This window comes from Amycolatopsis sp. NBRC 101858, assembly GCF_030269325.1.
In the GTDB taxonomy this organism is placed as follows: Bacteria; Actinomycetota; Actinomycetes; order Mycobacteriales; family Pseudonocardiaceae; genus Amycolatopsis; species Amycolatopsis ponsaeliensis.
On record NZ_BSTD01000002.1, the window covers coordinates 1,277,123 to 1,302,660 of the forward strand.

16 protein-coding genes are annotated in these 25,538 nt (G+C 73.4%); 2 read left to right on the forward strand and 14 right to left on the reverse strand.

The features are described from left to right. Window positions 1-54: 54 nt before the first annotated feature. From QSK39_RS19085 to sbnB, 11 genes are read right to left on the reverse strand one after another with little or no spacing between them, the layout of a single operon-like run. Window positions 55-774 carry a 2-hydroxychromene-2-carboxylate isomerase gene (locus tag QSK39_RS19085; protein WP_285479097.1) on the reverse strand — a complete coding sequence of 240 codons (720 nt, stop codon included), beginning with the start codon at window positions 772-774 and terminating at the stop codon, window positions 55-57. Between the two features lie 18 nt (window positions 775-792). After that, window positions 793-1,542 (reverse strand): 3-oxoacyl-[acyl-carrier-protein] reductase, encoded by a 750-nt coding sequence (gene fabG / locus QSK39_RS19090; protein WP_285479098.1) that lies wholly within the window; start codon window positions 1,540-1,542, stop codon window positions 793-795. Then, window positions 1,539-2,027, reverse strand: coding sequence for a 3-hydroxyacyl-ACP dehydratase FabZ family protein (locus QSK39_RS19095; protein ID WP_285479099.1), 489 nt, complete (start codon window positions 2,025-2,027; stop codon window positions 1,539-1,541). The genes fabG and QSK39_RS19095 overlap by 4 nt, the downstream gene beginning before the upstream one ends. Then, window positions 2,024-2,422, reverse strand: a complete 399-nt coding sequence (locus tag QSK39_RS19100; protein WP_285479100.1) for a 3-hydroxyacyl-ACP dehydratase FabZ family protein — start codon at window positions 2,420-2,422, stop codon at window positions 2,024-2,026. Before QSK39_RS19100 ends, QSK39_RS19095 begins: the two co-directional genes overlap by 4 nt. Beyond that, a complete protein-coding gene (locus QSK39_RS19105; RefSeq protein ID WP_285479101.1) occupies window positions 2,419-3,474 on the reverse strand; it encodes a beta-ketoacyl synthase N-terminal-like domain-containing protein in 1,056 nt (351 codons plus the stop codon). Before QSK39_RS19105 ends, QSK39_RS19100 begins: the two co-directional genes overlap by 4 nt. Before the next feature lie 15 nt (window positions 3,475-3,489). Further along, entirely contained in the window at window positions 3,490-4,728 is a 1,239-nt protein-coding gene (locus QSK39_RS19110) for a beta-ketoacyl-[acyl-carrier-protein] synthase family protein (RefSeq protein ID WP_285479102.1), read from the reverse strand. After that, window positions 4,725-4,979 carry a phosphopantetheine-binding protein gene (locus QSK39_RS19115; protein ID WP_155547004.1) on the reverse strand — a complete coding sequence of 85 codons (255 nt, stop codon included), beginning with the start codon at window positions 4,977-4,979 and terminating at the stop codon, window positions 4,725-4,727. Before QSK39_RS19115 ends, QSK39_RS19110 begins: the two co-directional genes overlap by 4 nt. 38 nt (window positions 4,980-5,017) lie before the next feature. Beyond that, window positions 5,018-5,227: an MbtH family protein gene (locus QSK39_RS19120; protein ID WP_284740880.1), complete on the reverse strand. Its 210-nt coding sequence runs from the start codon at window positions 5,225-5,227 to the stop codon at window positions 5,018-5,020. Continuing rightward, entirely contained in the window at window positions 5,224-17,364 is a 12,141-nt protein-coding gene (locus QSK39_RS19125; protein WP_285479103.1) for a non-ribosomal peptide synthetase, read from the reverse strand. The genes QSK39_RS19120 and QSK39_RS19125 overlap by 4 nt, the downstream gene beginning before the upstream one ends. Before the next feature lie 17 nt (window positions 17,365-17,381). Continuing rightward, complete coding sequence (gene sbnA / locus QSK39_RS19130) at window positions 17,382-18,377, reverse strand: 2,3-diaminopropionate biosynthesis protein SbnA (protein WP_285479104.1); 996 nt, start codon at window positions 18,375-18,377, stop codon at window positions 17,382-17,384. 56 nt (window positions 18,378-18,433) lie between these two features. Further along, entirely contained in the window at window positions 18,434-19,480 is a 1,047-nt protein-coding gene (sbnB, locus tag QSK39_RS19135) for a 2,3-diaminopropionate biosynthesis protein SbnB (protein WP_285479105.1), read from the reverse strand. A 165-nt stretch (window positions 19,481-19,645) separates the two neighbouring features. On the opposite strand from sbnB, the gene QSK39_RS19140 reads away from it, so the two are divergent. Both QSK39_RS19140 and QSK39_RS19145 read left to right on the forward strand, forming a co-directional pair. Continuing rightward, window positions 19,646-20,581, forward strand: coding sequence for an ATP-binding cassette domain-containing protein (locus QSK39_RS19140; protein ID WP_285479106.1), 936 nt, complete (start codon window positions 19,646-19,648; stop codon window positions 20,579-20,581). Further along, window positions 20,578-21,372 (forward strand): ABC transporter permease, encoded by a 795-nt coding sequence (locus tag QSK39_RS19145; RefSeq protein ID WP_285479107.1) that lies wholly within the window; start codon window positions 20,578-20,580, stop codon window positions 21,370-21,372. The genes QSK39_RS19140 and QSK39_RS19145 overlap by 4 nt, the downstream gene beginning before the upstream one ends. A 339-nt stretch (window positions 21,373-21,711) precedes the next feature. On the opposite strand, the gene QSK39_RS19150 is transcribed toward QSK39_RS19145, so the two are convergent. From QSK39_RS19150 to QSK39_RS19160, 3 genes are all read right to left on the reverse strand, one after another. Continuing rightward, the gene (locus QSK39_RS19150; RefSeq protein ID WP_285479108.1) at window positions 21,712-22,437 is read right to left on the reverse strand and encodes a helix-turn-helix transcriptional regulator; all 726 of its coding nucleotides are present in this window, start codon (window positions 22,435-22,437) and stop codon (window positions 21,712-21,714) included. 339 nt (window positions 22,438-22,776) lie between these two features. Then, window positions 22,777-24,036 carry a pyridoxal phosphate-dependent aminotransferase gene (locus tag QSK39_RS19155; RefSeq protein ID WP_285479109.1) on the reverse strand — a complete coding sequence of 420 codons (1,260 nt, stop codon included), beginning with the start codon at window positions 24,034-24,036 and terminating at the stop codon, window positions 22,777-22,779. After that, complete coding sequence (locus QSK39_RS19160) at window positions 24,033-25,421, reverse strand: KamA family radical SAM protein (protein ID WP_285479110.1); 1,389 nt, start codon at window positions 25,419-25,421, stop codon at window positions 24,033-24,035. Before QSK39_RS19160 ends, QSK39_RS19155 begins: the two co-directional genes overlap by 4 nt. Between the last annotated feature and the right edge of the window lie 117 nt (window positions 25,422-25,538).

A 25,538-nucleotide genomic window follows, 5' to 3' on the forward strand; every position in this document is an offset into this window, starting at 1 on the left:
CGAGACCTTTTGTCCGTTTGTCAACTTTCGGTTGGCCAGTGCGTCAACTTTCGGCTAACCGCAGCCACCCGCGTGCCCACCATCCGAGACGGCCTTCGCCAGCTCGGCGAATTCCGGCCGCTCATCTGAGACCGATTCCGCGGGCGTGGTGACCATGCGGGCCCGCCACGCCGCGAGGAACCGGGCGAGCCGGTCGGTGCCCCAGAACTTCTCGCGGCCCAGCACGAACATCGGCACCCCGAAGACGCCGTCATCGGCCACCCGGGTGAGAACGTCGATCCCGCGGTGGCGCAACTGCTCGTCGTCGGCCGCGCCGGCGTAGCGGGCCGGGTCGAGCCCGAGCCCCTCGGCGATCGCGCCGATCACCGCGGGATCGGAAATGTCCTCCCCGCGTTCCCAGCGCGCCGCATAAACGCGGTCGAGGAACGGACGGCCCATGCCTTCGTCGGTCGCCGCGAGGTAGGCCAGGTGCGAGACCTCCCACACCGGCGCCCGGTCGACGGGCCAGATCATCGGCAGGCCCCGCTCCTTCGCGAGCCGCCGGGTGTCCTGCAGGATGTAGAAGTTCTTGGCCCGCGACATCGGGACGACCGGCAGCTCGACGCCGCGCTCGGCGAGCATCCGCTCCGAGACCGGGTCGGGCTCCCAGACCGGGATCCACTCCGCGGCGTGCAGCACCGCGGGCTCGGTTTCCAGCAGCTCCCGGTAACAGAACCACGAATACGGGCTCCGCAGCGAGAAATACCACCGCGGTTGCGCGTTCCTGCGCGCCATGAACGGACTCCTTCGCACTCAGACGGTGATTCCGCCGTCGATCTGGAAAACGGAACCGGTGACATAGGACGCGCGCGGCGAGGCGAGGAAGGAAACCAGATCGGCCACCTCGTCCACCGTTCCGAACCGCCGCAGCGGAATGGCTTTCAGCATCTTTTCGCGGGCGGACTCGGTCATCACGCGCGTCATCTCGGTGTCGATGATCCCCGGTGCCACGGCGTTCGCCCGGATTCCGTACCGGCCGACCTCCTTGGCCAGCGCGCGGGTGAACCCGATGATCCCGGCTTTGCTCGCCGAATAGTTCGTCTGCGTCGCGTTCCCGTACACCCCGGACACCGACGACAGGTTCACGACGCAGCCGGCCCGCCGTTTCATCATCGCGAACACCGCCGGGCGGCAGACGTGGTAAACGCCGTCGAGATTGGTGTGGACGACGTCGTTCCACTGCTCGTCGGACATCAGGGCGAGGGGCTGGTCGCGGGTGATCCCGGCCGAGGTGACCACCACCCCGACCGGGCCCAGCTCGCCCTCGACGCGGTCCACCCAGTCCCGCACCTCGGCCGCGTTGCCGACGTCGACGCGCACCCCCAGGGCGCGTACGCCGGACTCACCGGCCAGCTTCTCCACCTCGGTCGCCGCCCGTTCGTCCGAGCGGTAGCAGAACCCGACGTCCCAGCCGTCCTCGGCCAGCCGCCGGACCACGGCCGCCCCGATGCCGCGCGACCCGCCGCTGACCAGGGCGACCCGCGGCGCGCTCTCCTCGCTCATCCTTCTCCCGTCCCGTTTTCGTCGATCGTGTCCAGGTCCGCCTCGGGCCGGAACGCCAGCGTCATGCGCTCCACGCTGAGCACCGGGCGCCCGCCCGCCGTGCTCTCGCCCGCGACGATCGCGCTGTCGTCGAACACGCGGACCACGTGCAGCCGGTGCTCCACCAGGTCGCCGGGGAACACCTTGCCGTGGAACCGGACGCCGGAGACCGCGCCGATCAGCGTCACCCGCCCGGCCCCGGCCGCGCCGCCGGTGACGCCGAGCACGCCGGCCGACTGCGCGAAGGACTCGACGAGCAGCACGTCCGGGTACGCCAGCTGCTCCTCGGCGACGTCTTCGCCGAGCGTCGCGTACCACGGCTCGTTCGCGGTCACGGCCTTGACGGTGACCGCCCGCACCCCCGGTTCCAGCTCCACCACCCGGTCCACCAGCAGGATCGGGTACCGGTGCGGCAGCAGCTCCCGCACGCCCGCGCCGCCGATCACGCCGGGTCCTCCGCGTAGTGCAGCCGGACGGTCGCCGCCCGGCCGCGCGCGGTCCCGATCTTGGCCGAGACGCGCCAGCCGCCGTCCTCGCGCTTCCAGTCCAGGGCCAGGTCGAGCACGTCACCCGGCACGACGGCCGAGACGAACCGGGCGGACCCCAGCTCCGCGAGCCGCAGCTCCCCGGTGCCGGGCGGCCGGGCCGCGACCGCGCCGCGGTGCACGCACTCGACCAGGCAGACGCCCGGGAACAGCGGCAGTCCCGGGTAGTGGCCCGCGAAGACCGGTTCGATCTCGCGGACCCCGAAGCGGGCCTTCGAGTGCCAGCCGCCGTCCGCCTGGACGCCGGCCTCCAGCACCTCCACCTCGCCCCGGACCGGGCTCGCCGTCCCGGTCAACGCTCGTCCCCCGGCAGCCCGAAGACACCGCACGCCACGGATCCGTCGGCATCGGCCGACGTCACGACGGCGACCCGGGCGCCGGTCTCGGCCTCGCCGAGCGCGGCCACCACCCCGAAGCACGCCGACGCGGCGCCGGTGTCCCCGATCAGCGCGCCGACGTCGAGCCGGTGGGCCGCGCCGAACACCCCGTCGAGGACCTCGGTCTCCTGCGCGCCGGTCCGCCCGCCCGCCCCGGAGGGCACGACGACGTCCACCGCCACCGGGGCGACGCCGGCCTCGGCCAGCGCCGCGTGCACGCAGTCGCGCAGCGCGTCGCGCAGGTCGTCGGCCGCGAAGACGCGGGACGTGATCGCAAGGGCTCGAGGCCGGCCCGTGGTCGCCGTCTCGGCTCGCTCCAGCAGCATCATGCAGGCGCCTTCGCCGAGCGGCCGGGGCGCCGGCCCGTCCTCCCGGCTGTGGAAGTCGAGCCACGCCCGGTCGGCGGAGTACTCCTCGGCCCCGCCCACCAGCACGGTGTCGGCTCGCCCGCGGGCGAGCAGCCGGGTCGCGTAGCGGAACGCCGACAGGCCCGAAACCCGGCCGCTGGCCAGGGTGACGTTGGGCCCGTTCAGCCCGTACCAGATCGCGCAGCGGCCGGCGGCGCAGTTCATCACCGTGTTCGGCATGCGGGCCGGGTCGACGTGGTAGGGCTTGTCCCCGAGCAGCGACGACCGGGTGAAGTCCATCATGCTCTGGGTGCTCCCGCTCGTGGCGAGCACCAGCCCGGTGCCGCCGGGCGCGGCCCCGGCGTCGAACACCTGGCCCACCGCGGTGACCGCCAGCGCCGTCACCCGGTCCATCGCGCGGGTTCCCTTGCGGCCCAGCACCTCCCGGATGTCGAAGTCCGGGACGGCCCGGCCGCGTTCGCCGGGCACCCCGCCCTCGGCCTGCGCCATGTGGCGGGCGGGCTCGCCGGTGCGCAGCCCGTCCAGGAAATGCTTGCGGTCGATCCCGAAGGGCGACACCGCGGACCACGCGGTGATCACCGCGCCGGTCGCCGTTGCGCTCATCTGCTCACTCCCTCACTAGGCTGCCCGGCCGGACCCGGCCAGTGCCGGGTAGCGGCCGAGGACGACGCTCGCGTTGTTGCCGCCGAACGCCATCCCGTTGTTCTGCACGACGTCGATCTCGGCGTCGACAGCGTGGTTGGGGACGCAGTCGACCGCGCACTCCGGGTCGGTCTCGACGTGGTTGATGGTCGGGAACACGAAGCCCTCGCGGATCGCCAGCGCACCGGCGATCGCGGCCAGCGCACTGGCCGCCCCCATGGTGTGGCCGAGCATCGACTTCAGCGAAACCGTGCGCGGGGCGTCGGCGCCGAAGACGTCGTGGATGGCCCCGCACTCGGTGACGTCGTTGGCCTTCGTGCCCGTCCCGTGCGCGGAGACGAGGTCGACCTGGGCCGGGTCGAGCCCGGCGTCCTCCAGCGCCAGCCGCATGCACTGCGCGACGCCGTCCTGGTTCGGCGCCACCTGGTGGTAGGCGTCGCAGTTCAGGCCGTACCCCAGCACCTCGGCGTGGATCCGGGCGCCCCGGGCGAGCGCGGAGTCCAGCGTCTCCAGCAGGAGCACGCCGGCGCCTTCGCCGGTGAGGATGCCCTTGCGGCCGATGTCGAAGGGGCGGCAGTTGTCCGGCGCGATCGTGCCCAGCCGGTAGAACCCGGCGAAGGTCTTGCGGCAGATCGCGTCCGCGCCGCCGCACAGCGCGAACTCGGCCTCGCCCGCCTTGACCGCGTCGAAGCCGTAGCCGAGCGCGTAGTTGCCCGCCGAGCACGCCGTGGCGATGGTGGTCGCCTCGACGTCGCCCAGTTCCAGCTCCCGGGCGATCGCCGTGGAGAGCCGGCTCGGCGGCACCCGCCGGACCTGCTGCGGCGTCAGCGACTCCGGCCCGCCGGCGATCCCGGCCGCGGCCAGCTCGTCCAACTCGTTCGACTCGCCATCGGTCGTCCCGACCGCCACCATCCCGCGGCGGGACCGCAACAGTTCGGGCGTCAGGCCCGCGTCCTCGAGCGCCATCCGGGCCGCGGCCACCGCGAACCGGCTGGCCCGGCCCAGCGACTCCACCGGCAGGTTCCGGATCCAGTCGCCGGGTTCGAACCCGCGCACCTCGCAGCCGCGGGAGTGCTCGAACCCGGTGGTGTCGAACGCGGTGATGTCCCGGGCGCCGCTGCGCCCGGCCCGCAGGCCGGCCGCGAACTCGGTGGCGCCGAGGCCGATGCTCGACAGCGCGCCGAGCCCGGTGAGCACCACCCGGTGGCCGGTCACCAGCCCGCGCTCTCTGCGACCACTTCGTGCACGGCGGTCAGGTTCACCATCCGCGGCAGCTCGGCCTGCTCGATGGTCACCTTGAACTCCTTCTCCAGCAACGCGAGGATCTCGATCGCGAGCAGCGAGTCGGCGCCGTGGTCGTCGATGAAGAGGCTGGTCGGGGTCATCTCGTCCTCGTCGATCTCCAGGACGTCGCAGACGATCTCCTTGATCCGGGCGGTGCGCGTGGAGGTTTCGGTGCTGGTCATCGTCGTTCTTCCTTCGTTCCGGTTCGGGGTCGTTCGGGTTATTCGGCGTGCTTGGCGGCGAGGCTGCGCGGACGCAGGTCCCGCCAGTTCTCCTCGACGTAGGCGAGGCAGGCCGCGCGGGTCTCCGGGCCGTGCACGCGGTCCCACCCGTCGGGCAGTTCGGCGAACACGGGCCAGAGGGCGTGCTGGTCTTCGGCGTTGACGACCACGTGGAAGGTGCCCGTCTCGTCGTCGAAGGGGTTGGTCACCGATCGCTCCTTTCGTTCGCGAGGTACTTCTCGATCGCCGCGCCGATCCGCCGCAGCGGCTCGGCTCCGGTCATGGCGTCGTGCCCGGCCGCCACGCCGGTCACGGCGACCGCACCGTCCACATGGGACGTCCACGCCGCGGCGGTGCGGTTGCCCGCGTCGGCGGCCGCGGCGAAGTGCAGCAGGGTGCCGCGGAAGGTGCGGGGCACGAACTCCTTCTGCAGCTTCAGGTTGTTGCGCCAGGCGGCGAAGCACCGCTTCAGCTGCTCCGGGGTCAGCTCCGCCAGGGGGTTGGCTTCCCGCGCGAACAGCTCGCGCAGGCCGGCGAAGTCGGGGCCGCGCACGGGTTCCTCGTCGCCGCGGTAACCGAAGAACCGCAGCACGATCGCCGCGAGCTCCTCGTCGCCGGGCAGGTCGTCGTCGCTGCCGGGGGCGCTGTCGAGGCTCACCAGCAGGGCCACGTGCTCGCCCTCGTCCTGCAGCCGGCAGGCGATCTCGTGCGCGACCACGCCGCCGAACGACCAGCCCAGCAGGTGGTAGGGCCCGTGCGGCTGGACCCGGCGGATCTCCGCCAGGTAGTCCGCCGCCATCGCGCCGACGTCGGCGGGCAGCACGGCGTCGTCGACGATCCCGCGGGCCTGCAGGCCGTGCAGCGGCCGGTCGGCCAGGTGCGCGGCGAGCCCGTGGTAGGACCAGCTGACGCAGCCGGCCGGGTGGACGCAGAACAGCGGTTCGCGGGTGCCTTCCCGGCGCAGCGGGAGCAGCACGTCGAACGACGTCCCCCCGTCGGCACTCTCGATCCGCCGGGCCAGCCGCGCGGGCGTCGGGTGGTCGAACAGGTCACGGATGCCGAGCCCGCCGGACAGCCGGTCGCGGACCCGGCTCAGCAGCCGCGTCGCCAGCAGCGAATGACCGCCCAGGGCGAAGAAGTCGTCGTGCAGGCCGACCGCGGGCACGCCGAGCACGTCGGCGAACGCCGCGCACAGCAGGTCCTCGGCCGGGGTCCGCAGCCGGTCGTGGCCGGCGGTGATCGTGGCCGCCGGCGCGGGCAGCGCCGAACGGTCGAGCTTCCCGTTGGCGGTCAGCGGGAAGCGCTCGAGCACGACCACCGCGGCGGGGACCATGTAGTCCGGCAGGGTCTCGCCCAGCCGGGCCCGCACCTGCGCCGGTTCGACCCCGTCACCGGCGACGTAGGCCACGAGCCGCCGGTCGCCCGGGACGTCCTCGCGCACGATCACCGTGGCCCGGCCGATCTCCGGAAGCGCCAGGAGCGCGGTTTCGATCTCCCCGAGCTCGATGCGGAAGCCGCGCAGCTTCACCTGGTGGTCGGTCCGGCCGACGTAGTCGAGCTGCCCGTCGGCGCCCCACCGCACCAGATCGCCGGTGCGGTACATCCGCGTGCCCGGCGCGCCGAACGGGTCGGCGACGAAGCGCTGCGCGGTGAGGCCCGGGCGGTTCAGGTAGCCCCGCGCGAGCCCGGCGCCGGCGATGTACAGCTCGCCGGGGACGCCGTCCGGCACCGGCCGCAGCCGGGCGTCGAGGACGTAGACCTGCGTGTTGGCCAGCGGGACGCCGATCGTCGGCGCGCCCGGCCGATCGGGCCCGGCGGTCAGGTCGGCCGCGGTCGACCAGATCGTCGTCTCGGTGGGGCCGTAGACGTTGGTGACGCCCCGGGTGACCGCGCCGAGCCGGTCGGCCAGCGCGCGGCTGACCGCCTCGCCGCCGATCAGCGCCCGCAGCCCGCCCAGGGTCTCCGGCGCCGTCTCGGCCAGCTCCTGCCACAGCGTCGGCGTCGCCTGCATGATCGTCGCTCCCGTGTGGACGATCAGCTCGCCGAGCACCGCGGGGTCGCGGACCTCGTCGGGGGCCGCGACCACCAGCCGCGCCCCGGCGAGCAGGGGCACCAGGAGCTCCAGGTTGGCGATGTCGAACCCGGGCGTGGTGACCGTGAGGAAGCTGTCGTCCGGGGCGATCCGGGTGCGGGTCACCATGTCGTCCAGCAGGTTCGCCAGGGCGCCGAGCGGGACGACGACGCCCTTGGGGCGGCCGGTGGACCCCGACGTGTACAGGATGTACGCGGGGTTCTCCGGCCGGGTGACGACACCGTCCGGCGGAGTGGGGTAGGACTCCGCCGGAACGGCGTCGTCGAGCAGCACCCGCGGCGCGCTGCCCGTCTCGGTGCCCGGGGTGGTGACGACCACCGCGGGGGCCGCGTCTTCGAGCATGAAGGCGACCCGCTCGGCCGGGTAGCCGGGGTCGATCGGCAGGTACGCGGCGCCGGTCCGCAGCACCGCGAGCACGGCGACGACCAGGTCCGCCGAGCGCGGCAGGACCAGGCCCACCACCGCCTCCGGCCCGGCGCCGTGCCGGACCAGCACGCGGGCCAGCCCGTTCGCCCGGGCGTCCAGCTCGCGGTAGGTGAGCTCGGTGTCGCCGGCCACCAGCGCGACCGTGTCCCAGGCCCGCTGGGCGGTCAGCCGCAGCCGGTCGGACAGGGTCGCCGCGGCCAGCTCGCGCGCGGTGTCGTTGCGGGCCACCAGGATCCGGGCGCGCTCCTCGGCGTCGAGCACGTCGATCGCACCGAGCCGCTTCCCCGGATCGCCGGCCATCGCCCGCAGGACGGTGCTCAGGCGCTCCGCCATCCGCGTCACGGTCTCCGCTTCGAACAGCTCGGTGCGGTACTCGACGAACCCGCCGAACCCGCTTTCGTGCTCGGTGAATTCGAACGCCAGGTCGTACCGGGCCGTGCCGGTGGGCTCCGGCAGCACCTCGGCGTCCACTCCGGACAGTTCGAGGCTCGCCCCGGCGTTGTTGTGCAGCACCAGCAGCACGCCGAACAGCGGGGTCCGCGCTTGGGAGCGGGCCGGGTTGAGCACGTCGACCAGCCGCTCGAACGGCAGGTCCTGGTGGGCGTAGGCGGTCAGGTCGGCCTGGCGGATCCGGGCCAGCAGCTCGGCGACGGTCGGGTCGCCGGCGAGGTCGGTGCGCAGGACGAGGGTGTTGAGGAAGACGCCGACCAGGTCGTCGAGCGCGTCGTCGGTGCGCCCGGCGACCGGGGTGCCCAGCGGGACGTCCTCCCCCGCGCCGAGCTTCGCCAGCAGCGTGGCGAGCCCGGCCTGCAGCACCATGAACACGCTGACCCCGGCGGCGGCGGCGAGCCGTTCGAGACCGGCCCGCAGCTCGCGGTCCAGCTCGAAGTACACGCGGTCGCCCCGCCCGTCGGCCACGGCGGGCCGGGGGTGGTCGGTCGGCAGCTCCAGCTGGTCGGGGACGCCGGCCAGGGCCGTGCGCCAGTGCGCCAGCTGCCGCGCGGCGAGGCTGTCCGGGTCGTCCTCGGCGCCGAGCAGGTCCCGTTGCCACAACGCGAAGTCCGCGTACTGCACCGGCAGCGGCGCCCAGTCCGGCGTCCGCCCGGCCAGCCTGGCGGCGTAGGCGTGCGAGAGGTCGCGGGTCAGCGGCCCGAACGACCAGCCGTCGGCGGCGATGTGGTGCACGACGACGACCAGCACGTGCGCCCGCTCGCCGGTGCTGAGCAGCGTGGCCCGCATCGGCGGCTCCACCGCCAGGTCGAAGCCCCGCCGGGTGGCGGCGCGCACGGCGCCGTCCAGCTCGCGAGCAGTGACGTCGGCGGCGGTGAACACCCCGGTGACCTCGACGATCTGCTGGTACGGCACCCCGTCGTGCTCGGGGAACACCGTCCGCAGGCTCTCGTGCCGCGCGACGACGTCGTCGAAGGCGGCCGAGAGGGCACCGGTGTCGATCGGGCCGGTGAGCTTCACCGCAACGGACAGCGTGTACGCCGCGCTCTGCTCCTCGAACCGGCTGAGGAACCACAGCCGCTGCTGCGCGAACGACAGCGGCAGCACCCCGGGACGCGGCCGGGCCACCAGCGCGGCGCGGGTCCGCGCGCGGTCCAGCCGGCCGGCGAGCCCGGCGGCCGTCGGGTGGTCGAAGAGGTCCTGGACGGACACCTCGGCGTCCAGCTCGGTGCGGATCCGGCTGGCCAGGCGGGTGGCCAGCAGCGAATGCCCGCCGTGGGCGAAGAAGTCGTCCGTGACACCGACTTCGCGGCCCAGCACTTCGGCGAACAGGGCCAGCAGCCGCCGTTCGCGCTCGGTTTCCGGGGCCCGGCCGGGTTCGGCCGCGCCGGTGCTCGGCGGCACCAGTGCCTTGCGGTCGACCTTGCCGTTCGGGGTCAGCGGCAGCGTCTCCAGCCGGACGTAGGCCCCGGGCACCATGTAGCCGGGCACGGCGCGGGCGAGCCGCCCGCGCAGCTCGTCGTCGGGGATGTCGCTGTGCAGCACGACGTAGGCGGCCAGCTCGTCGCCGTGGGGCTGCACGACCGCGTCGCGGATCTCGGGCTGGGCCCGCAGCGCGGCCTCGATCTCGCCGAGCTCGATGCGGTTGCCGCGGATCTTGACCTGGTCGTCGCGGCGGTGCAGGAACTCCAGCTGCTCGTCGGCGCGCAGCACGACGAGGTCACCGGTGCGGTACATCCGCTCCCCCGGCACCGGCCGGAACGGGTCCGGCAGGAAGGTCGCGGCGGTGCGGCCCGGGTCGGCCAGGTACCCGCGGCCGACGCCGAGCCCGCCGACGTACAGCTCGCCCGGCACGCCGGCCGGGACCGGCCGCAGGTGGTCGTCCAGGACGTAGAGCGCGGTGTTGCGCAGCGGCGAGCCGATCGGCGTCCGCGAGCCCTCCGGCGCGGTCGTCAGAACCGCGTGCGTGACGTCGTCCGAGCACTCCGTGGGCCCGTAGGCGTTGACCAGCGGGACGTCCGGGAACCGGGCGAGCCAGCGTGCGCAGGATCGCGGCGGCAGGGCCTCGCCGGTGACGACCAGCAGGCGCAGGGCGGGCAGCGCCGGCGCGCCACCCTCGATCTCCCAGGCATCGAGGGTGGCGGCCAGCAGGGAGGGCACGATCTCCAGGACGGTGACGCCGTGCTCGGCCACCGTCGCGAACAGGGCACGCGGATCGCGCGCGGACTCGCGGCCGGTCACCTGGACCCGCCCGCCGGCGACGAGCGGCGCCAGCATCTGCCAGACCGAGATGTCGAAGGTGACCGGCGCGTTGTGCACCACGACGTCCCGCTCGCCGAGCGCGAGGTCCTCGACCTTCGCGAGCAGGTGGTTGGCCATGCCGCGGCGCGCCACCATGGCACCCTTGGGCCGACCGGTCGACCCGGACGTGTACAGCACGTACGCCAGGTCCAGCTCGTCGCCCGACAGCGGCGGCGCGTCCTCGGCGGTTTCGCCGTCGAGGGTCAGGACGGGGACCCCGCCGGCCAGTTCGGCGGCGAGCGTCCCGTGGGCCGGGTCGGCCAGGAGGACGACCGGAGCGCTTTCGTTCAGCAGACCGGCGTTCCGGACGAGCGGCGCGGCGGCGTCCAGCGGCAGGTAGGCGCAGCCGGCACCGAGCACACCCAGCACCGCCGCGACGTAACCGGCGCCGGGCTCGGCCAGCAGCGCGACCAGCGAGCCGGTCACCGCCCCGGCGTCGCGCAGCCGGGTGGTCACGGCGTTCGCGCGGCGGACGAGCTCCGCGTACGTCGTTTCGCCGTGCTCGTCACCGACCGCGACCCGCTCCGGGAAGCTCCCCGCGAACTCCCGCACGCGGGCCACGACGTCGGTCATGCCGAGCGGGCGTCCGGTGTCGTTCCAGTCGACCAGCAGCCGGCGTTCCTCGGCGGGGCTGAGCACCCCGACCTGGCTGAGCGGCAGCTCCGGCCGGGTGAGCGCGCGATCGAGGAACCGCGCCAGCCCGTCGGCCAGCCGCTGCACCGTCTCGCGGTCGAAGAGGTCGGTGCTGTACTTGATCAGCGAGACGACGCCGGCGCAGGTGTTGTCGTCCGTCCGCTCTTCGGCGAACTCGAAGTGCAGGTCCAGGTCCGCGGTGCCGGTCGGGACCAGCTCGCCGCCCAGCGTCAGGCCGGGCAGCTCCACGCGCGGGGTTTCGTTGCTGTGCAACGTGATCGCGACCTGGAACAGCGGGTGCCGGGCCCGCACGCGCGGCGGGTTGAGCACCTCGACGAGCCGTTCGAACGGGACGTCCTGGTTGCCGTACCCGGCGAGGTCGGTCTCCCGGACCCGGCCCAGCAGCTCCCGGAAGGCCGGGTCGCCGGCGAGGTCCACGCGCAGCACGAGCGTGTTGACGAAGAACCCGGCCAGGTCGGCCAGCGCGGCGTCGGTGCGGCCTGCGACCAGCGTGCCGAGCGGGATGTCGTCGCCTGCGCCGTACTTGCCGAGCACCGTGGCGACGGCGGCCTGCAGCACCATGAACACCGTCGTGCCCGTCTCGGCGGCCAGCCGGTCGAGCCGGGTGTGCAGGTCCGCGTCGAGGGTGAAGGGGACGATGTCGCCGACGTAGGTCGAGGTGGCCGGGCGCGGGCGGTCGACCGGCAGCGGCAGCTCGCCGGGCAGGCCGTCCAGTGCCTCGTTCCAGTACGCGAGCTGCCGCGCCTGCAGGCTTTCCGGGTCGCCGGCGTCGCCCAGCAGCTCGCGCTGCCACAGCGCGTAGTCCGCGTACTGCACCGGCAGCGGCGCCCAGTCCGGGGCGACGCCGTCGAGGCGGCGGGCGTAGGCCTGGGCGAGGTCGCGGGCCAGTGGCGCGGCCGACCAGCCGTCGCCGGCGATGTGGTGCAGCACCAGCAGGAGCACGTGCTCCTCCGGGCCGACGGCGAACAGGGTCGGCCGCAGCGGCACGTCCCGCGTCACGTCGAACGCCGTGCGCGCGGCTTCGCGGAGCACCTCGTCGAGTCGGTCCGCCGAGGTCTCGACGACCGGCAGCTCCGGCTCCGCTTCGGTCGCGGCGAGCACGAGCTGCACGCCTTCGCCGTCGACCTGCGGGTACACCGTGCGCAGCACTTCGTGTCGCTCGACGAGGTCCCGCAGCGCGGTCCGCATCGCGTCGACGTCGAGGTTTCCGGTCAGCCGCAAGGCGATCGGGATGTTGTAGGTGGCGCCGGGACCCTCGAACTGGTTGAGGAACCACAGCCGCTGCTGCGAGAACGACAGCGGCACCCGGCCGGGACGCGGGCCCGCGGTCAGCGCGGGCCGCGTGCCCGTGCCGCCGAGCCGGGTCGCGAGCTGCGCCGGGGTCTGGTTCTCGAAGACGTCGCGGATGGTCAGCCCGGCGTGCAGGACGGCCTCGATCCGGCCGACCAGCTTGGTGACGAGCAGCGAATGCCCGCCGCACTCGAAGAAGTTGTCGTCGATGCCGACGCTCTCGCGGCCGAGCACCTCGGCGAACAGGCGGCACAGCATCTCTTCGCCCGGGGTGCGCGGCTCCTGGGAGCGCGGGCCGACGACCTCGGGTTCGGCGGCCGCCGGCCGGACCGGCTCGAGGACTTCCGGCTCGCCGTAGCGGCTCCACCGGCCCCGGCGGCCGGTCGCGGCCATCCGGGTGCCCGCCTTGCCGAACGGGCTGGGCACGAGCGTCGTGGCGAGCGCGACGGGGTCGGCGTCCGCCGTCGTCGTCAGCGGCCGGCTCGACGCGACGTACCACCACCCCGGCACCCCGGGCGGGACGAGCCGCAGGTGCTCGTCCAGCAGGTACACGCGCGGTCGCGCGGGCGGGGCGACCGGCAGGCCGGCCAGCAGCTCCGGCACGCCGGCCGCGCGCTTGCTCCACTCCCCGAGCAGCGTCTCGCGCTCCCCCGCGGCCAGCAGGTCCAAAGTGGACAGCGTCCGGCCGGGATCGGCGACGGCGGAGGCGAGCACGGCCAGGAAGCGTTCGCCGAGCAGGCGGGCGGTGTCTTCGAAGAAGAGGTCGGTGCTGTACTCGAGGCCGAGGGTGATCCCGGCCGGGGTGCCGTCGGCGCCGAAGTCCTCGACGAAGTCGAACGACAGGTCGAACTTCGCGGTGCCGTTGGTGGCCAGCTCGAAGTGGCCGGCCAGCCCGTCCATCGTGACTTCGGGCCGCTCGTTGTTCTGGAAGGTGAGGATGACCTCGAACATCGTCTTCGCGCCGCCGGAGCGCGCCGGGCGGATGGTCTCCATCAGCCGTTCGAACGGCACGTCCTGGTGTGCGTAGGCGGCGAGGTCGGTTTCGCGCACCCGGGCGAGCAGGGCGCGGAAGCTCGGGTCGCCGGACAGGTCGGTCCGCAGGAGCACGGTGTTGAGGAACAGCCCGACCAGCGGGTCGAGCACCGGCTCGGTGCGCCCGGCGACCGGGCTGACGAGCGCGATGTCCGTGCTGCCGCCGAGGCGCGACAGTAGCGTCGCCAGCGCGGCCTGCACGACCATGAACGGCGTGGCGCCGGACGTCCTGGCCAGCTCGGTGACGCCCGCGTGCAGCCCGGCGCCGAGCGGGAAGTGGAGCGTGTCGCCCTGCGGCGTCCGGTTCTCCGGCCGCGGCCGGTCCAGCGGGAGGTTGAGGTCGGTGGTCAGCCCGACGAGCTCGGCCCGCCAGTACTCGATCTGCTCGTTCGCGAGGCTGCCCGGGTCGTCGTCGGCGCCGAGCAGTTCGGTCTGCCAGCGCGTGTAGTCGGCGTACTGGACTTCCAGGGGCGTCCAGTCCGGCGCCTGCCCGCGCTTGCGGGCGTTGTAGGCGGCACTCAGGTCGCGGGCCAGCGGGGCGGCCGACCAGCCGTCGGCGGCGATGTGGTGCACCACCACGAGCAGGACGTGCTCGCGCTCGGCCAGCTCGAACAGCGTCGGGCACACCGGGATCTCGGTGGCCAGGTCGAAGACGTGCGCACCCGCCTCGGCCAAGTCTTCGGCGAGGTCGTCCTCGGTGGTCTCGACGACGTCCAGCCGCGGCCGGGCGGCCTCGGGGGCGAGGACGACCTGGTGCGGTTCGCCGCCGTCGTCGGGGAAGACCGTGCGCAGGGTCTCGTGGCGCGCGATGAGGTCCCAGACCGCCTGCTCGAGGGCGTCGCGGTCGAGGTCGCCGGACAGCCGCGTCACCGCGGGCACGTTGTAGGTGCCGCTCGGGCCTTCCATCCGGTCGAGGAACCACAGCCGTTGCTGGGCGGGCGAAAGCGGGATGCGCGCCGGCCGCTCGGCGCGCTCGAGCGGGGGCCGGGGCCGGAGCGGGCCGTCGAGCAGCGCGGCCAGGTCGGCGGCCTTCGGCGCGCCGAACAGGTCCTTGAGGGAAAGCTCGATCCCGGTGGCCCGGCGCAGCTTCCCGATCAGCCGGGTGCCGAGCAGGGAGTGCCCGCCGAGGTCGAAGAAGCTGTCGTCGACGCCGACCCGCGCCACGTCGAGGACTTCGGCGAACGCCGTCGTGACGAGCTCTTCGTTCGCGGTCCGCGGGGCGCGGACGTCGGCGCCGGTGTCCACCCGGGGCTCGGGGAGGGCCTTGAGGTCGACCTTGCCGTTCGGGGTGAGCGGCAGCGCCGGCAGCGCTTCGAACACCGACGGCACGAGGTGGCCCGGCAGCCGTTCGGCCGTCGCGGCCCGCCACTGCTCGGGGTCGCCGTCGCCGACAACGTAGCCGACGAGCCGCTTCTGCCCCGCCGGGTCGGTGCCGACGACCACCACGGCGTCGGTGACGCCGGGCAGCGCGCGCAGGGCGACCTCGACCTCGCCGATCTCGATGCGATGGCCGCGGATCTTGACCTGGCGGTCGCGGCGGCGGAGGAATTCGAGCTGGCCGTCGTCGCGGTGGCGCACGATGTCGCCGGTGCGGTACATCCGCGCGCCCGAGCCGGGCTGGAACGGGTCCGGCAGGAACGTCGTGGCGGTGCGGCCGGGGTCGGCCAGGTAGCCGCGGCCGACCCCGTGCCCGGCGACGTACAGCTCGCCCGGGACGCCCGGCGGGACCGGGCGCAGGCCGTCGCCGAGCACGTAGAGCCGCGTGTTGCGCACGGCGTGCCCGATCGGCACCAGCGGCCCGTCGAGCGGGCTGGCGGAGGTGAGCACCGCGTGCGTGACGTCGTCGGCGCACTCGGTCGGCCCGTAGGCGTTGACCATCGGAATCCCGGCGAACCGCGAGAACCAGCGGCGGCACAGGTCCGGGGGCAGCGGCTCACCGGTCACGACCAGCTCGCGCAGGAGCGGCAGCGCCGGCGTCGGGGCACCGTCGTCCCAGGAGTCGAGCGCGGCCCGCAGCAGCGACGGCACGACCTCGAGGATCGTCACGCTCTCGCGGGCGGTGACGCCGAACAGCGCGGCCGGGTCGCCGGCGACCTCGCGGCCGACGACGCGCACGCGGCCGCCGAGCACCAAGGCGCAGGCCATCTGCCAGATCGAGATGTCGAACGACAGCGGCGCGTTCTGCACCACGACGTCCTCGCCGCGCAGGTCCAGGTCGTCGATCTTCGCCTGGAGGTGGTTGACCAGCCCGCCGTGGGTGACCATCGCACCCTTGGGCGTGCCGGTGGAACCGGAGGTGAACAAGACATAGGCGAGGTCGTCGGCCTCGGCCGGCACCGCCGCGTCGAGCAGCCGGCCGGCGGTTCCGGCCGGCACGAGCGGGTCCACGCCGAGCGCGACGACGGCCTCCCGGTACGCGGGAGCCGCGATCACCGCCGTGGCCCCGCTTTCGGCGATCAGCTGCGCCGTGCGGGCGCCCGGCGCCCGCGGGTCGAGCGGGACGTAGGCGCCGCCCGCGGCCCAGACGCCGACCATCGCCGCGATGAACCCGGTGCCGGGCCCGTCGAGGATGCCGACCCGGTCGCCCTTCGCCAGCCCGCGCTCCCGCAGCTGCCGCGCGACGGCGGCCGCCCGGCCGCACAGGTCCGCGTAGGTGGTCTCACCGGCGTCGTCGACCACCGCGACCGCGTCGGGCCGGGCGGCGGCGATCGCGTCGATCCGCTCGACGACGCCGGTGAATTCCGGGGCGCCGCTGGTGCCGGTCCAGCCGGCCAGCAGCGCGCGTTCGGCCGGGGCGAGCACGTCGATCCCGCCGAGCGGCCGGTCCGCCGGCCAGTCCCCCAGGTCGCGCAGGTAGCCGAGGAACCGGTGGGCCAGCCGGTCGAGGTCGGCCTCGGTGTAGAGCTTCGGGTTGCCGTCGAAGAGGACGCCGAGCCCGCCGTCCTCGCTGTCGTAGACGGTGATGGAAAGGTCGTCGTTCGGCGCGGTGGACAGGTTGTGCGTGCGGCCCGGGCACGGCCCGAAGCGCAGCTGCTCCACGAAGGACGCGACGTTCAGCTCCGGCCCGAACGGCCGCGTGTCGGTCGGCGGCAGGCCGATCAGCCCGCGCACCTCGCGGCCGCGGTGGCGCTGGTGCTTCAGCGTCCGGCGGACCTCCTTGCCGACGTGGCCGAGCAGCTCGCCGCGGGTCATCGCCGGGCGGATCGCCAGGGGCAGCGGCAGCACGTTGGCGCGCATGCCGGGGATCGCGCGGGTCGCGTCGGTGGTGCGGGCGGTCACCGGCAGCGAGAGGACGACCTCGGGGCCGCCGGTCAGCCGCTGCAGGTACGCGCCCATCGCGGCGATCACGAACGTCGGCCACGCGGCCCGGTCCTCCCAGGCCAGCGCGCGCAGGGCCGCGGCGGCGGCCGGGTCCAGGGTCGCACCGCGGCGGAGGAAGCCGTCGGCGGGCACCACCGGGCGGGTCGCCACGGTGGTCAGCTCGGGGGTCTCCGGGAACCGGCCGGCCCAGAACTCGCGGTCGCGCTCCGCCTGCTTCGAGTCCAGGTAGGACTGTTCGTCGGCGAGCAGCACCGACAGCGGCTCGAACGCGCCTTCGGCCGGGTCGGTTCCGTCGACGAGCGCGGTGTAGATCGTGGCGACGCGGCGGGCGAACACCGCCTCGCTGAAGCCGTCCCACAGGACGTGGTGCGCGCGGGTGTAGAAGTAGTGCTTTTCGTCAGCCAGCCGCAGCAGCGCCATCTCGTACAGGGCCGCGCCGGGATCCGCCGGGTCCACGGGACGGCGGACGTCGGCCCGCATCCACTCGAGCGCGTCCTGCTCGGCATCGAAGCCGAGCAGCGTCAACGGCGACCCGGTCAGCGGCTCGACGACCTGGCGCACGGTGTCGCCCTCGGCGTGGAACCGCACCCGCAGGCACTCCGCCTCGGTGACCGCGCGGCGCACGGCGTCGGCGAAGACGTCCTCGCGCAGCGGGCCGTCGATCTCGTAGTACTCGGCGATGTTCCAGATCGGGTTGCCCGGGTCGAGCTGCTGGGCGTACCAGACTTCGAGCTGCGCGGCCGACAGCGGCAGGGCGGCCCCGGATGGATTCTGCGACATGCTGACGTTTCTCCCGGTCAGTGCGCGGCGTTCAGTTCGGACAGCCGGCCGTCTTCGTACGCCGGTTCGTATTCGGGCCAGTAGGACTCGCGCACCCAGGCGTCGTCGTAGACGGTGGCGAGGTAGCGCTCGCCGAAGTCGGGCGCGATGGCGACCGCGGTGACCGGCGACGTCCCCGTGTTCGCGTCCAGCCAGGCCAGCGCGCCGGCGATCACGGTGCCAGTGGATCCGCCGAACAGGAAGCCCCGCCGCGCCAGCTCCCGGCAGCGGCGCACCGCGTCCGGCTCGGTCACGTGCACCACTTCGTCCACAAAGGACTCGTTCAGGATCCCCGGACGGACGCTGGTCCCCAGCCCCGGGATCAGCCGGCGCGCGGGCGCCCGGCCGAAGGTCACCGACCCCTCGACGTCCACGGCCACGATCCGCGGCGCCCGCCGGGCGGTGCGGAAGTACCGGGCGCACCCCATCAGCGTCCCGGTGGTGCCCGCGCCGACGAACAGCACGTCGACGTCGGGGAACTGCCGGGCGATGGCGGGCGCGGTGGTGAGGTAGTGCGCCATCCAGTTGTCCCGGTTCCCGTACTGGTTCAGCCAGACGAACCCGTTCTGCGCGCAGAGCATCCGCACGTGGGCGATGCGCGCACCGAGGAACCCGCCCTCGGCGGCCGGTTCGGTGACGACGTGCACCCGGGCGCCGAAGGCTTCCATCATCCGCCGCGTCGCCTCGTTGCAGCGCGCGTCGGTCACGCAGACGAAGCCGTAGCCGCGGTCGGCGGCGATCATGCTCAGCGCGACGCCGAGGTTGCCCGAGGACGATTCCACCAGCGTCGAGCCGGGCGTGAGCAGGCCACGCCGCTCCGCGCTCGTGATCATCTCCTGCGCCGCCTTCAGCTTGACCGAGCCGGCGAAGTTGAACGCCTCGCACTTGAGGTACAGGGCAGGGCCGAAGACCGGCCGGAGGTCCACGTACAGGTTGTCTTCGTTGTATTCCTGCGGAGCCGAGATGATGGGCACGCACAACCCCTATTCGTGCGGGAGAGGACCGGCCGGGCGGATCGCCGCGGTCCGGGCTAGCGGGCCGGGGGCCGGTGCCGGTCCAGCTCGTGGAAGAAACCGTCGACCACCGGCAGCTCCCCCGCCGCGGCAGTCTCGTCGTACACGTACTTCGCCACCGCGAGGTCGAGCACCCCGAGGCCGAACGGCGAGAAGATCAGCGGGCGGCCGGCCGGCGGTTCGAGGCGGCCGGTCAGCACGTCGAACAGCGTGCCGGACAGGAAGCCCCGGTCCCCGGTCAGCTGCTCGGCCAGGTGCGGCGAGGTGTTCGCCTTGAGGCAGTGGTCGACGTCGTCGACGACGTTGGTGGAGACCAGCACGATCTCCGGGGCGATGTCCCGCAGCGAGATGTTGAGCACCAGCGGGTCGTGGGAGAACCAGTCGACGTCGGACACGTACGGCTCGGCGGCGACGGTGGCGAACACGACCAGGTCGCTGGCGCGGATCAGGCTCTCCGCGTCGTCGTGGCCGGTGACCCGCGCGGTCGTGCCGGTGCCTTCGAGGTAGTCGCGGAAGCCGGCGGCCGACCCCGCGTGCAGGTCGTGCACGCCGATCTCGTCGAACTCCCAGCCGGTGGCCTGCAGGTAGGTGTGCACGAACCGGGCGATCAGGCCCGTCCCGACGAACCCGACCCGGCGCGGACGGCCGCGGCTCGTGCTCAGCACCGCCGCGGCGAGTGCGGCCGAGGCGGCCGTGCGCGCGGCGCTGATGATGGAGCTTTCCAGGCAGGCCAAGGGATAGCCGGTGGCCGGGTCGTTGAGGATCAGCACCGCCGACGCCCGCGGGATCCCGTTCTTGACGTTGCCCGGGAAGCTGGAAATCCACTTGAGACCGTCGACGCCGTCGTCGCCGCCGAGCGAGGCCGGCAGCGCGATGATCCGGGAGTCCGGGCGGTCCGGGAACCGCAGGAAGTAGGAGGGCGGGTTGACCGTGTTCCCGGCGCCGTGCAGCCGGTAGGCCGCCTCGACGAGGTCGACCACCTTTTTCTCGTTGCCGGCCAGTACGGCCGAGACCTGCCGGCCGGAAATGACCGCGAAAGGAGGAATTTCGTTCCGCTCCGGCATTTCTTCCCTCCGATTCCCGCCCGGCTTTCCCGGGCACTGGGGTGGCTTGCCGAAATGACGCTAGCCGCGCCGCCACTGGCAATCCGCCACCACTGCTGGCGGGCGGCAAACGGGCGCACTGCTGGACTGGGGCCCGCGCCGTCGCCGGAAGAGAAGGGCCGAGGAGTGACCGCAGCAATCGAAACCGAGGGTCTGACCAAACGGTACGGCAGCCATCAAGCGTTGCGCGGGGTGGACCTGCACGTGCCGGCGGGCACGGTGCTGGGGGTGCTGGGGCGCAACGGGGCGGGCAAGACGACGACCGTGCGGATCCTCTCCACCCTGCTCGTCCCGGACTCGGGCCGGGCGTTCGTCGCCGGGCTCGACGTCGTGCGGCAGCAAGCCGAAGTGCGCACGCGGATCGGGCTGACCGGACAATACGCCGCGGTCGACGACCGGCTGACCGGCCGGGAGAACCTGGTGCTGCTGGGCACATTGCTCCACATCGGACGCTCGCCCGCGAAGGCCCGTGCCCGCGAGCTCCTGGCGCAGTTCGACCTCACCGGCGCCGCCGACCGGCAGGTCCGGACCTACTCCGGCGGCATGCGGCGCCGGCTCGACCTGGCCAGCTGCCTGATCTCCCGCCCGCCGGTCGTGTTCCTCGACGAGCCGACCACCGGGCTGGACCCGGCCAGTCGCGCCGTGCTGTGGGCGGCGATCCGCGAGCAGGCGGCGGCCGGCACGACCGTGCTGCTCACCACGCAGTACCTCGAAGAGGCCGACAAGCTGGCCGACCGCGTCGTCGTGATCGACGCCGGCAAGGTCGTCGCCGAGGGCAGCCCGGAACAGCTCAAGCGGGATGTCGGCGGCGAGTGGCTGGAGGTCTCGGTCGCCGACCCTTCGCGCGCGGGTGAAGCCCGGGAAATCCTGGCGTCGGTCGCCGGCTCGGTCGAGGTCTCGGACGGCAAGCTCAGCGCGCCCATCCCCGACGGCACGGCCGGAATCGCCGCGGTGGCGGGGAAACTCCACGCGAACGGGATCGCCGTGCTGGAGTTCGCCTTGCGCCGCCCGTCGCTCGACGACGTCTTCTTCGCTCTCACCCGGACTTCGGAGGCGGTATGACCACGCTCATCAGCGACGTCGCGGCGTTGACCGGACGCCGGTTGCGCGCGACGGTCCGCTCGCCGGCCAAGATCGTCGGCGTCCTGCTCATGCCGATCAGTCTGGTGCTGGTGCTCGGCTTCCTCTTCGACGGCTCGATCACGCTACCCGGCGGCGCGCCCTATGTGGACTACCTGACCGCCGGCGTCGCCGCGCAGGTGGGTCTGACGCTGGTGGCGACGAGCGGACTCGGCATCGCCGACGACCTGGCCGGCGGGCTGGCCGACCGGTTTCGTTCGCTCCCGATCCCGCGGTCGGCGGTGCTGCTCGGGCACACGCTCTCGGACCTGGTGCTGGCCGCGGCCGGGATCGGGGCCACCACGGGGATCGCGTACACCATCGGCTGGCGGATCCACAGTGGACTGCTGCCGGGGCTGGCGGGGTTCGGGCTGCTGCTGTTGTTCGCCTACGCGATGCTCTGGCTCGGTGCCCTGATCGGGCTCACCACGAGCGGCGCCGAGGCGATCAGCGCGATCGCGGCGTTGGTCATGGTGGTGGGTTCGTTCGTGTCGAACGCGTTCGTGCCGCTGCGCGGCCTGCCGGCCTGGCTCGCGACGGTGTCGGCGTGGAACCCGGTCAGCTCGGTGGTGGCGGCCTGCCGCCGCCTGTGGGGCAACCCGGACCTGGTGACCGACGGAGCCGGCTTCCCCCAGCGGCACGCGACGCTGATCGCACTGGTGGTGCTGGTGGCGGTACTGGCGGCAGCAATTCCGGCCGGGACGCGGATCTATCGAGCCGGCACCGCGGCCTGACCGGCGGCGATCCCAGCCGGGACGCGCATCTGCCGGACGGGCACCGCGCCCTGACCGGCGGCGATCCCAGCCGGGACGCGCATCTACCGGACGGGCACCGCGCCCTGACCGGCGGCCGGCCCTGCGGCGATGGAGTTCGGACCGGTCCGTCCCCTGCGGCGGGCCGGTCTTCTTCTTGTGGGGCCGCCCGCCCGAAGCAAGCGGCGAGGTCGGCGCGAGCGGTTCTTCACCTCGCGGCCCCCAGGACCGGTACTCCCGCCCGACCGGTCCCCGCCGACCGGGCATCACCTGCGGCACGTCCGGCGCGCCCCCAGCGGCGGCCGAACCGGCGCAGCCGGTCTAGCGGACCGAAACCGCGGCCTGACCGGCGACCGCCCGGCCCGGCAGGACCTGCGGCGGCCACACGTCCGGCGCGAGCAGACCGGCCACATAGGCCCGTGAGACCAGCTCCGTCCGGTTCTTCACCTTGAGGAACCGCATCATCCGGTGGATGTGGTACTCGACGCCCTGCCGGGACAGGTACAGCCGCCGGGCCAGCTCGGCCGTGCTGGCACCGGCCGCGACGCCCTGGAGGATCTGCGTCTCGATCTCGCTCATCGCGCGGTTCCGGCCGGCCGGGTCGATGCTGCGGCGCTGCACGCGGTCGGGCAGGAACAGCAGCAGGGCCGCCGCGGCAGCCGGGCGACGGCCGGGCAGGGCCGCGGCGATCAGGGTCACCGGCAACGCTCCCGCCGCCGGCACGAGCGGGGTGAACCGCTCCCGGAACCCGCGCTCCCCCTCCAGCACGAGCCGCGTGAGGCGGCGCTGGACGCGTTCGGAGACGAACGGGTGCAGCAGGCCCGGGAGATCCGCCCGGCAGACCTCGGCCGCGCTCCGGCCGAACAGGGCCAGCAGTTCGCGGTTCGCCGCGACCACCCGCAGCCGGTCGTCGAGGATCGCCGAAGAGACGTCCGAATTCTCCAAGAAGGACGAGAACATTCTTTGGTATTCGCCCCCGATTTCCTTTTCTTGGTCGGGGGAGAAACGGGAGTCGGTCACCGAGCCGTGGACCTGGATTTCGGGCATGGAAAACCACCGGTTCGTCGTCGGGCGATGCGGGATCCGGTGGCTTCGGTGCCGGGTGCCGGCCGTACCACCGTCGGGACTCACCCTAGGAACGGGCGGTCACCAGCGTCAACACGAACGGGTGAGTGCGACCTAATCCTGTGGCACTGCGGGTGACCGTACGGTGACCCCACCCACCGAACGGTACGGTCGGTGCGGTTTAGATGTTCTCCTCGATTCCCGTCCGGCGGTTGACAAGGCCGGTCACGGTCGGAAGACACAATCCATTTTACCTACGTTAAGGCCATCTTAAGGGCAGTGGACACCCCTGAGATGGCCTTGACGGGTTCGTTATGAGATTCAGCTGGTCAAGCCGGTGAACGCGGCTTCGAGGGCGGCGAGGGTCTCCCTGATGTGCGGCAGGGTGAGCGGCGACGGCGACCGCAGCGCGGCCCACCGCTCGGCGTCGTCGGCGCCGTACAGCATGCTCGTCGCGGCGCGGAACCGCAGCGCGCCGGGATCGTCGCCCAGGTGCTCACCGCCCAGCACCGCGACGCCCAGCCGGTCGATCAGGTGGTCCTGCAGCGCCGCCGACCCGGTGATCCCCTTCGCGGCCAGCACGTCCCGCACCGGCTCGAAGTCGGGGTACACGTAGAAGCCACCGGTGGGCGGGCGGCAGATCGCGCCCGCCTGCGTGACGATCCGGTGCACCGCGTCCGCCACGGCGCCGTGCAGGCGCGTACTGGCCCGCAGGTGCGCGACGACCTCGGGTGGCTCCGCCAGCGCGAGGCAGGCGACCTCCTGCATCGGGCCCGCCAAGGTGGACCAGATCTCGCTGGCCAGCCCCAGGACGGTCGAGCGCAGCGCCCGGCCGTCGCCGGTGTCCGGGAACCGGGCGAACCCGATCCGCCAGCCGCCGAGGGCGAGGCTCTTGCTCAGCCCGGACGTCACCACCGTGCGCCCGGGGCTGAACTCGGCCGGGCTCGCGAACGGGTCGGCCGGGTCGTGCAGGATGTCGCGGTAGATCTCGTCGGAGACGATCAGCAGGTCCTCGGCCTCGGCGATGTCGCACAACCGCCGCACGACGTCGGGCGGCGCGTGGGTGCCGGTGGGGTTGTCCGGCAGCGTCAGCAGCAGCATCCGGGGACGCCCGCCGGCCGCGCGGAACGCCCGCAGCGCGCCCGGCAGCAGGTCGGGGTCGGGCACCCCGCCGCAGCCGGCCGGGATGGGCACCTCGAGCACCGGGCGGCCGAACAGGCGCGCCTGCGGGGCGTAGGTGACCCAGCAGGGCTGCGGCAGGACCACCGCGCCGTCGATCGCCGCCATCAGCGCGAGCAGCAGCGGCTTGCTCCCCGGCGCCAGCACGATCTGGTCCGCGCCGGTCTCCAGGCCACGGCGGGTGAAGTAGCCCGCGGCGGCCGCTCGGCTGTCGTCCGCCCCGGCGACCGGCCCGTAGGCGGTGCGCCGGGCCCCGGCGAGCAGCCGCTCGGCGAGGAAGTCCGGCAGGGGCAGCCGGGACTCGCCGAACCCGAGGTGGATCAGCGGCTGCCCGGCCGCGCGGCGGCGGCTCACGGCCTCGTCGAGGGCGAGGTTCGGCGAGACGGCGTGCACGGCGGTCATCGGGCCCCTCCCGGCGTGGTCGGGAGCAGTTCGAGGTCCGCCGTGGCGGCACGCGTGCCCACCAGGTGTTGCGAGCGGACCGCTTCGGCGATGTCGGGCGGGGTGTCCGGCAGCAGCTCCAGCTCGTCGAGCCAGGCGGCGTCCGGGTTGTACCGGGCGAAGAACGGCCTGCCGGTCAGCCCGGGCCGCCGGGCCTGCAGGAACCGCAGCTGGAACAGCCGCTGGCCGCCGAGCTCGACCGTGCCGTCGACGACGACCTTGCCCGGCGTCGCCGACATCACCGGCCCCCGGATCGTGCGGGCCAGCCCGGGCAGCTGCCCGTACGCCCCGGAGAACAGCTCGTGGGCGCGGGCGAGCGGCACCTTGAAGTAGTCGTGCGGGCCGGTGTCCCGGGCGACGAACATGTAGTACGGCACCGCACCCAGAGCCAGCTCGGTGCTCCACAGCCCGGCCAGGGCGCCGGCGTCGTCGTTGACGTGCGCGATCAGCGGCGACTGGCAGTACATCCGGGCGCCGGTGGCCAGGATCCGCTTGACCGCCTGTCCCGCGACGTCGGTGGCCAGCTCCCGCTCGTGGCTGTAGTGCGCCATCACCGAGAGCGTGCGCCCGGAGGCGACGACGTCCTCGTAGAGCCGCAGCACGGCGTCCGCGTCGGCGTCGGTCACGAAGCGCTGCGGCCAGTAGGCGACGGACTTGGTGCCGATCCGGATCGTGCGGACCGTGGGGATCGCCAGCAGCGGCTCGAGGTGCACCCGCAGCCGCTCGGCGGACATCACCATCGGGTCGCCGCCGGTGACCAGCACGTCGGTGACCTCCGGGTGTTCCCGCAGGTACGCGACCAGCTGATCGGCCTCCTTCACCGCGAACCGCAGGTCCTTCTCGCCGACGAACTGCGCCCAGCGGAAGCAGTACGTGCAGTAGGTGTGGCAGGTCTGACCCTGCTGGGGGAAGTACAGGACGGTGTGGCGGTACTTGTGCTGGAGCCCGCCCAGCTCGTCACCGCCCAGGGTGGGCACGTTGAGCTCGAGCTGGCCCGACGGGTGCGGGTTGAGGCGCTGCCGGATCCGCCGCACGACCGCGGGCAGCTCGGCGCGCCGGCCGGCCCCGGTGGCCGCGCGGGCCAGGTCGTGCTCGTCTTCCTTCGTGAGCATCCCGTCCTGCGGGAAGACCAGCTGGAAGATCGGGTCCGCCGGGACGTTCGCCCAGTCGATCAGCTCCGTCAGGACGTACTCGTTCACGCGGAACGGCAGCACGAGGGAGAAGAGCCGGATGGTCTCCGCGAGCCCTTCCGGGACGGGGAACCTCTTCAGGATTTCGTCGAGCTTGCTCGGTCCGTACGCTTCGAACCTGGTGCCCACCGGGGCCGGCTGTTCCAGCAGCTTCACGTCGACAATTCCCTTTCCTTCGAAACTCGGCCACGGCAGCGGAAAACGGCGGAATCTCTTTCCCTGGCATTTCTGTTTCCGGTCGCCAGGTTAGGAGTCGGCGTCCTGGCAGAATGC

Coding starts and splice junctions, on each gene's coding strand:
- QSK39_RS19085 (WP_285479097.1), bottom strand. CDS start 774: ATGGCGCGCAGGAACGCGCAACCGCGGTGGTATTTCTCGCTGCGGAGC.
- fabG (WP_285479098.1), bottom strand. CDS start 1,542: ATGAGCGAGGAGAGCGCGCCGCGGGTCGCCCTGGTCAGCGGCGGGTCG.
- QSK39_RS19105 (WP_285479101.1), bottom strand. CDS start 3,474: ATGAGCGCAACGGCGACCGGCGCGGTGATCACCGCGTGGTCCGCGGTG.
- QSK39_RS19115 (WP_155547004.1), bottom strand. CDS start 4,979: ATGACCAGCACCGAAACCTCCACGCGCACCGCCCGGATCAAGGAGATC.
- QSK39_RS19125 (WP_285479103.1), bottom strand. CDS start 17,364: ATGTCGCAGAATCCATCCGGGGCCGCCCTGCCGCTGTCGGCCGCGCAG.
- sbnB (WP_285479105.1), bottom strand. CDS start 19,480: ATGCCGGAGCGGAACGAAATTCCTCCTTTCGCGGTCATTTCCGGCCGG.
- QSK39_RS19145 (WP_285479107.1), top strand. CDS start 20,578: ATGACCACGCTCATCAGCGACGTCGCGGCGTTGACCGGACGCCGGTTG.
- QSK39_RS19150 (WP_285479108.1), bottom strand. CDS start 22,437: ATGCCCGAAATCCAGGTCCACGGCTCGGTGACCGACTCCCGTTTCTCC.
- QSK39_RS19155 (WP_285479109.1), bottom strand. CDS start 24,036: ATGACCGCCGTGCACGCCGTCTCGCCGAACCTCGCCCTCGACGAGGCC.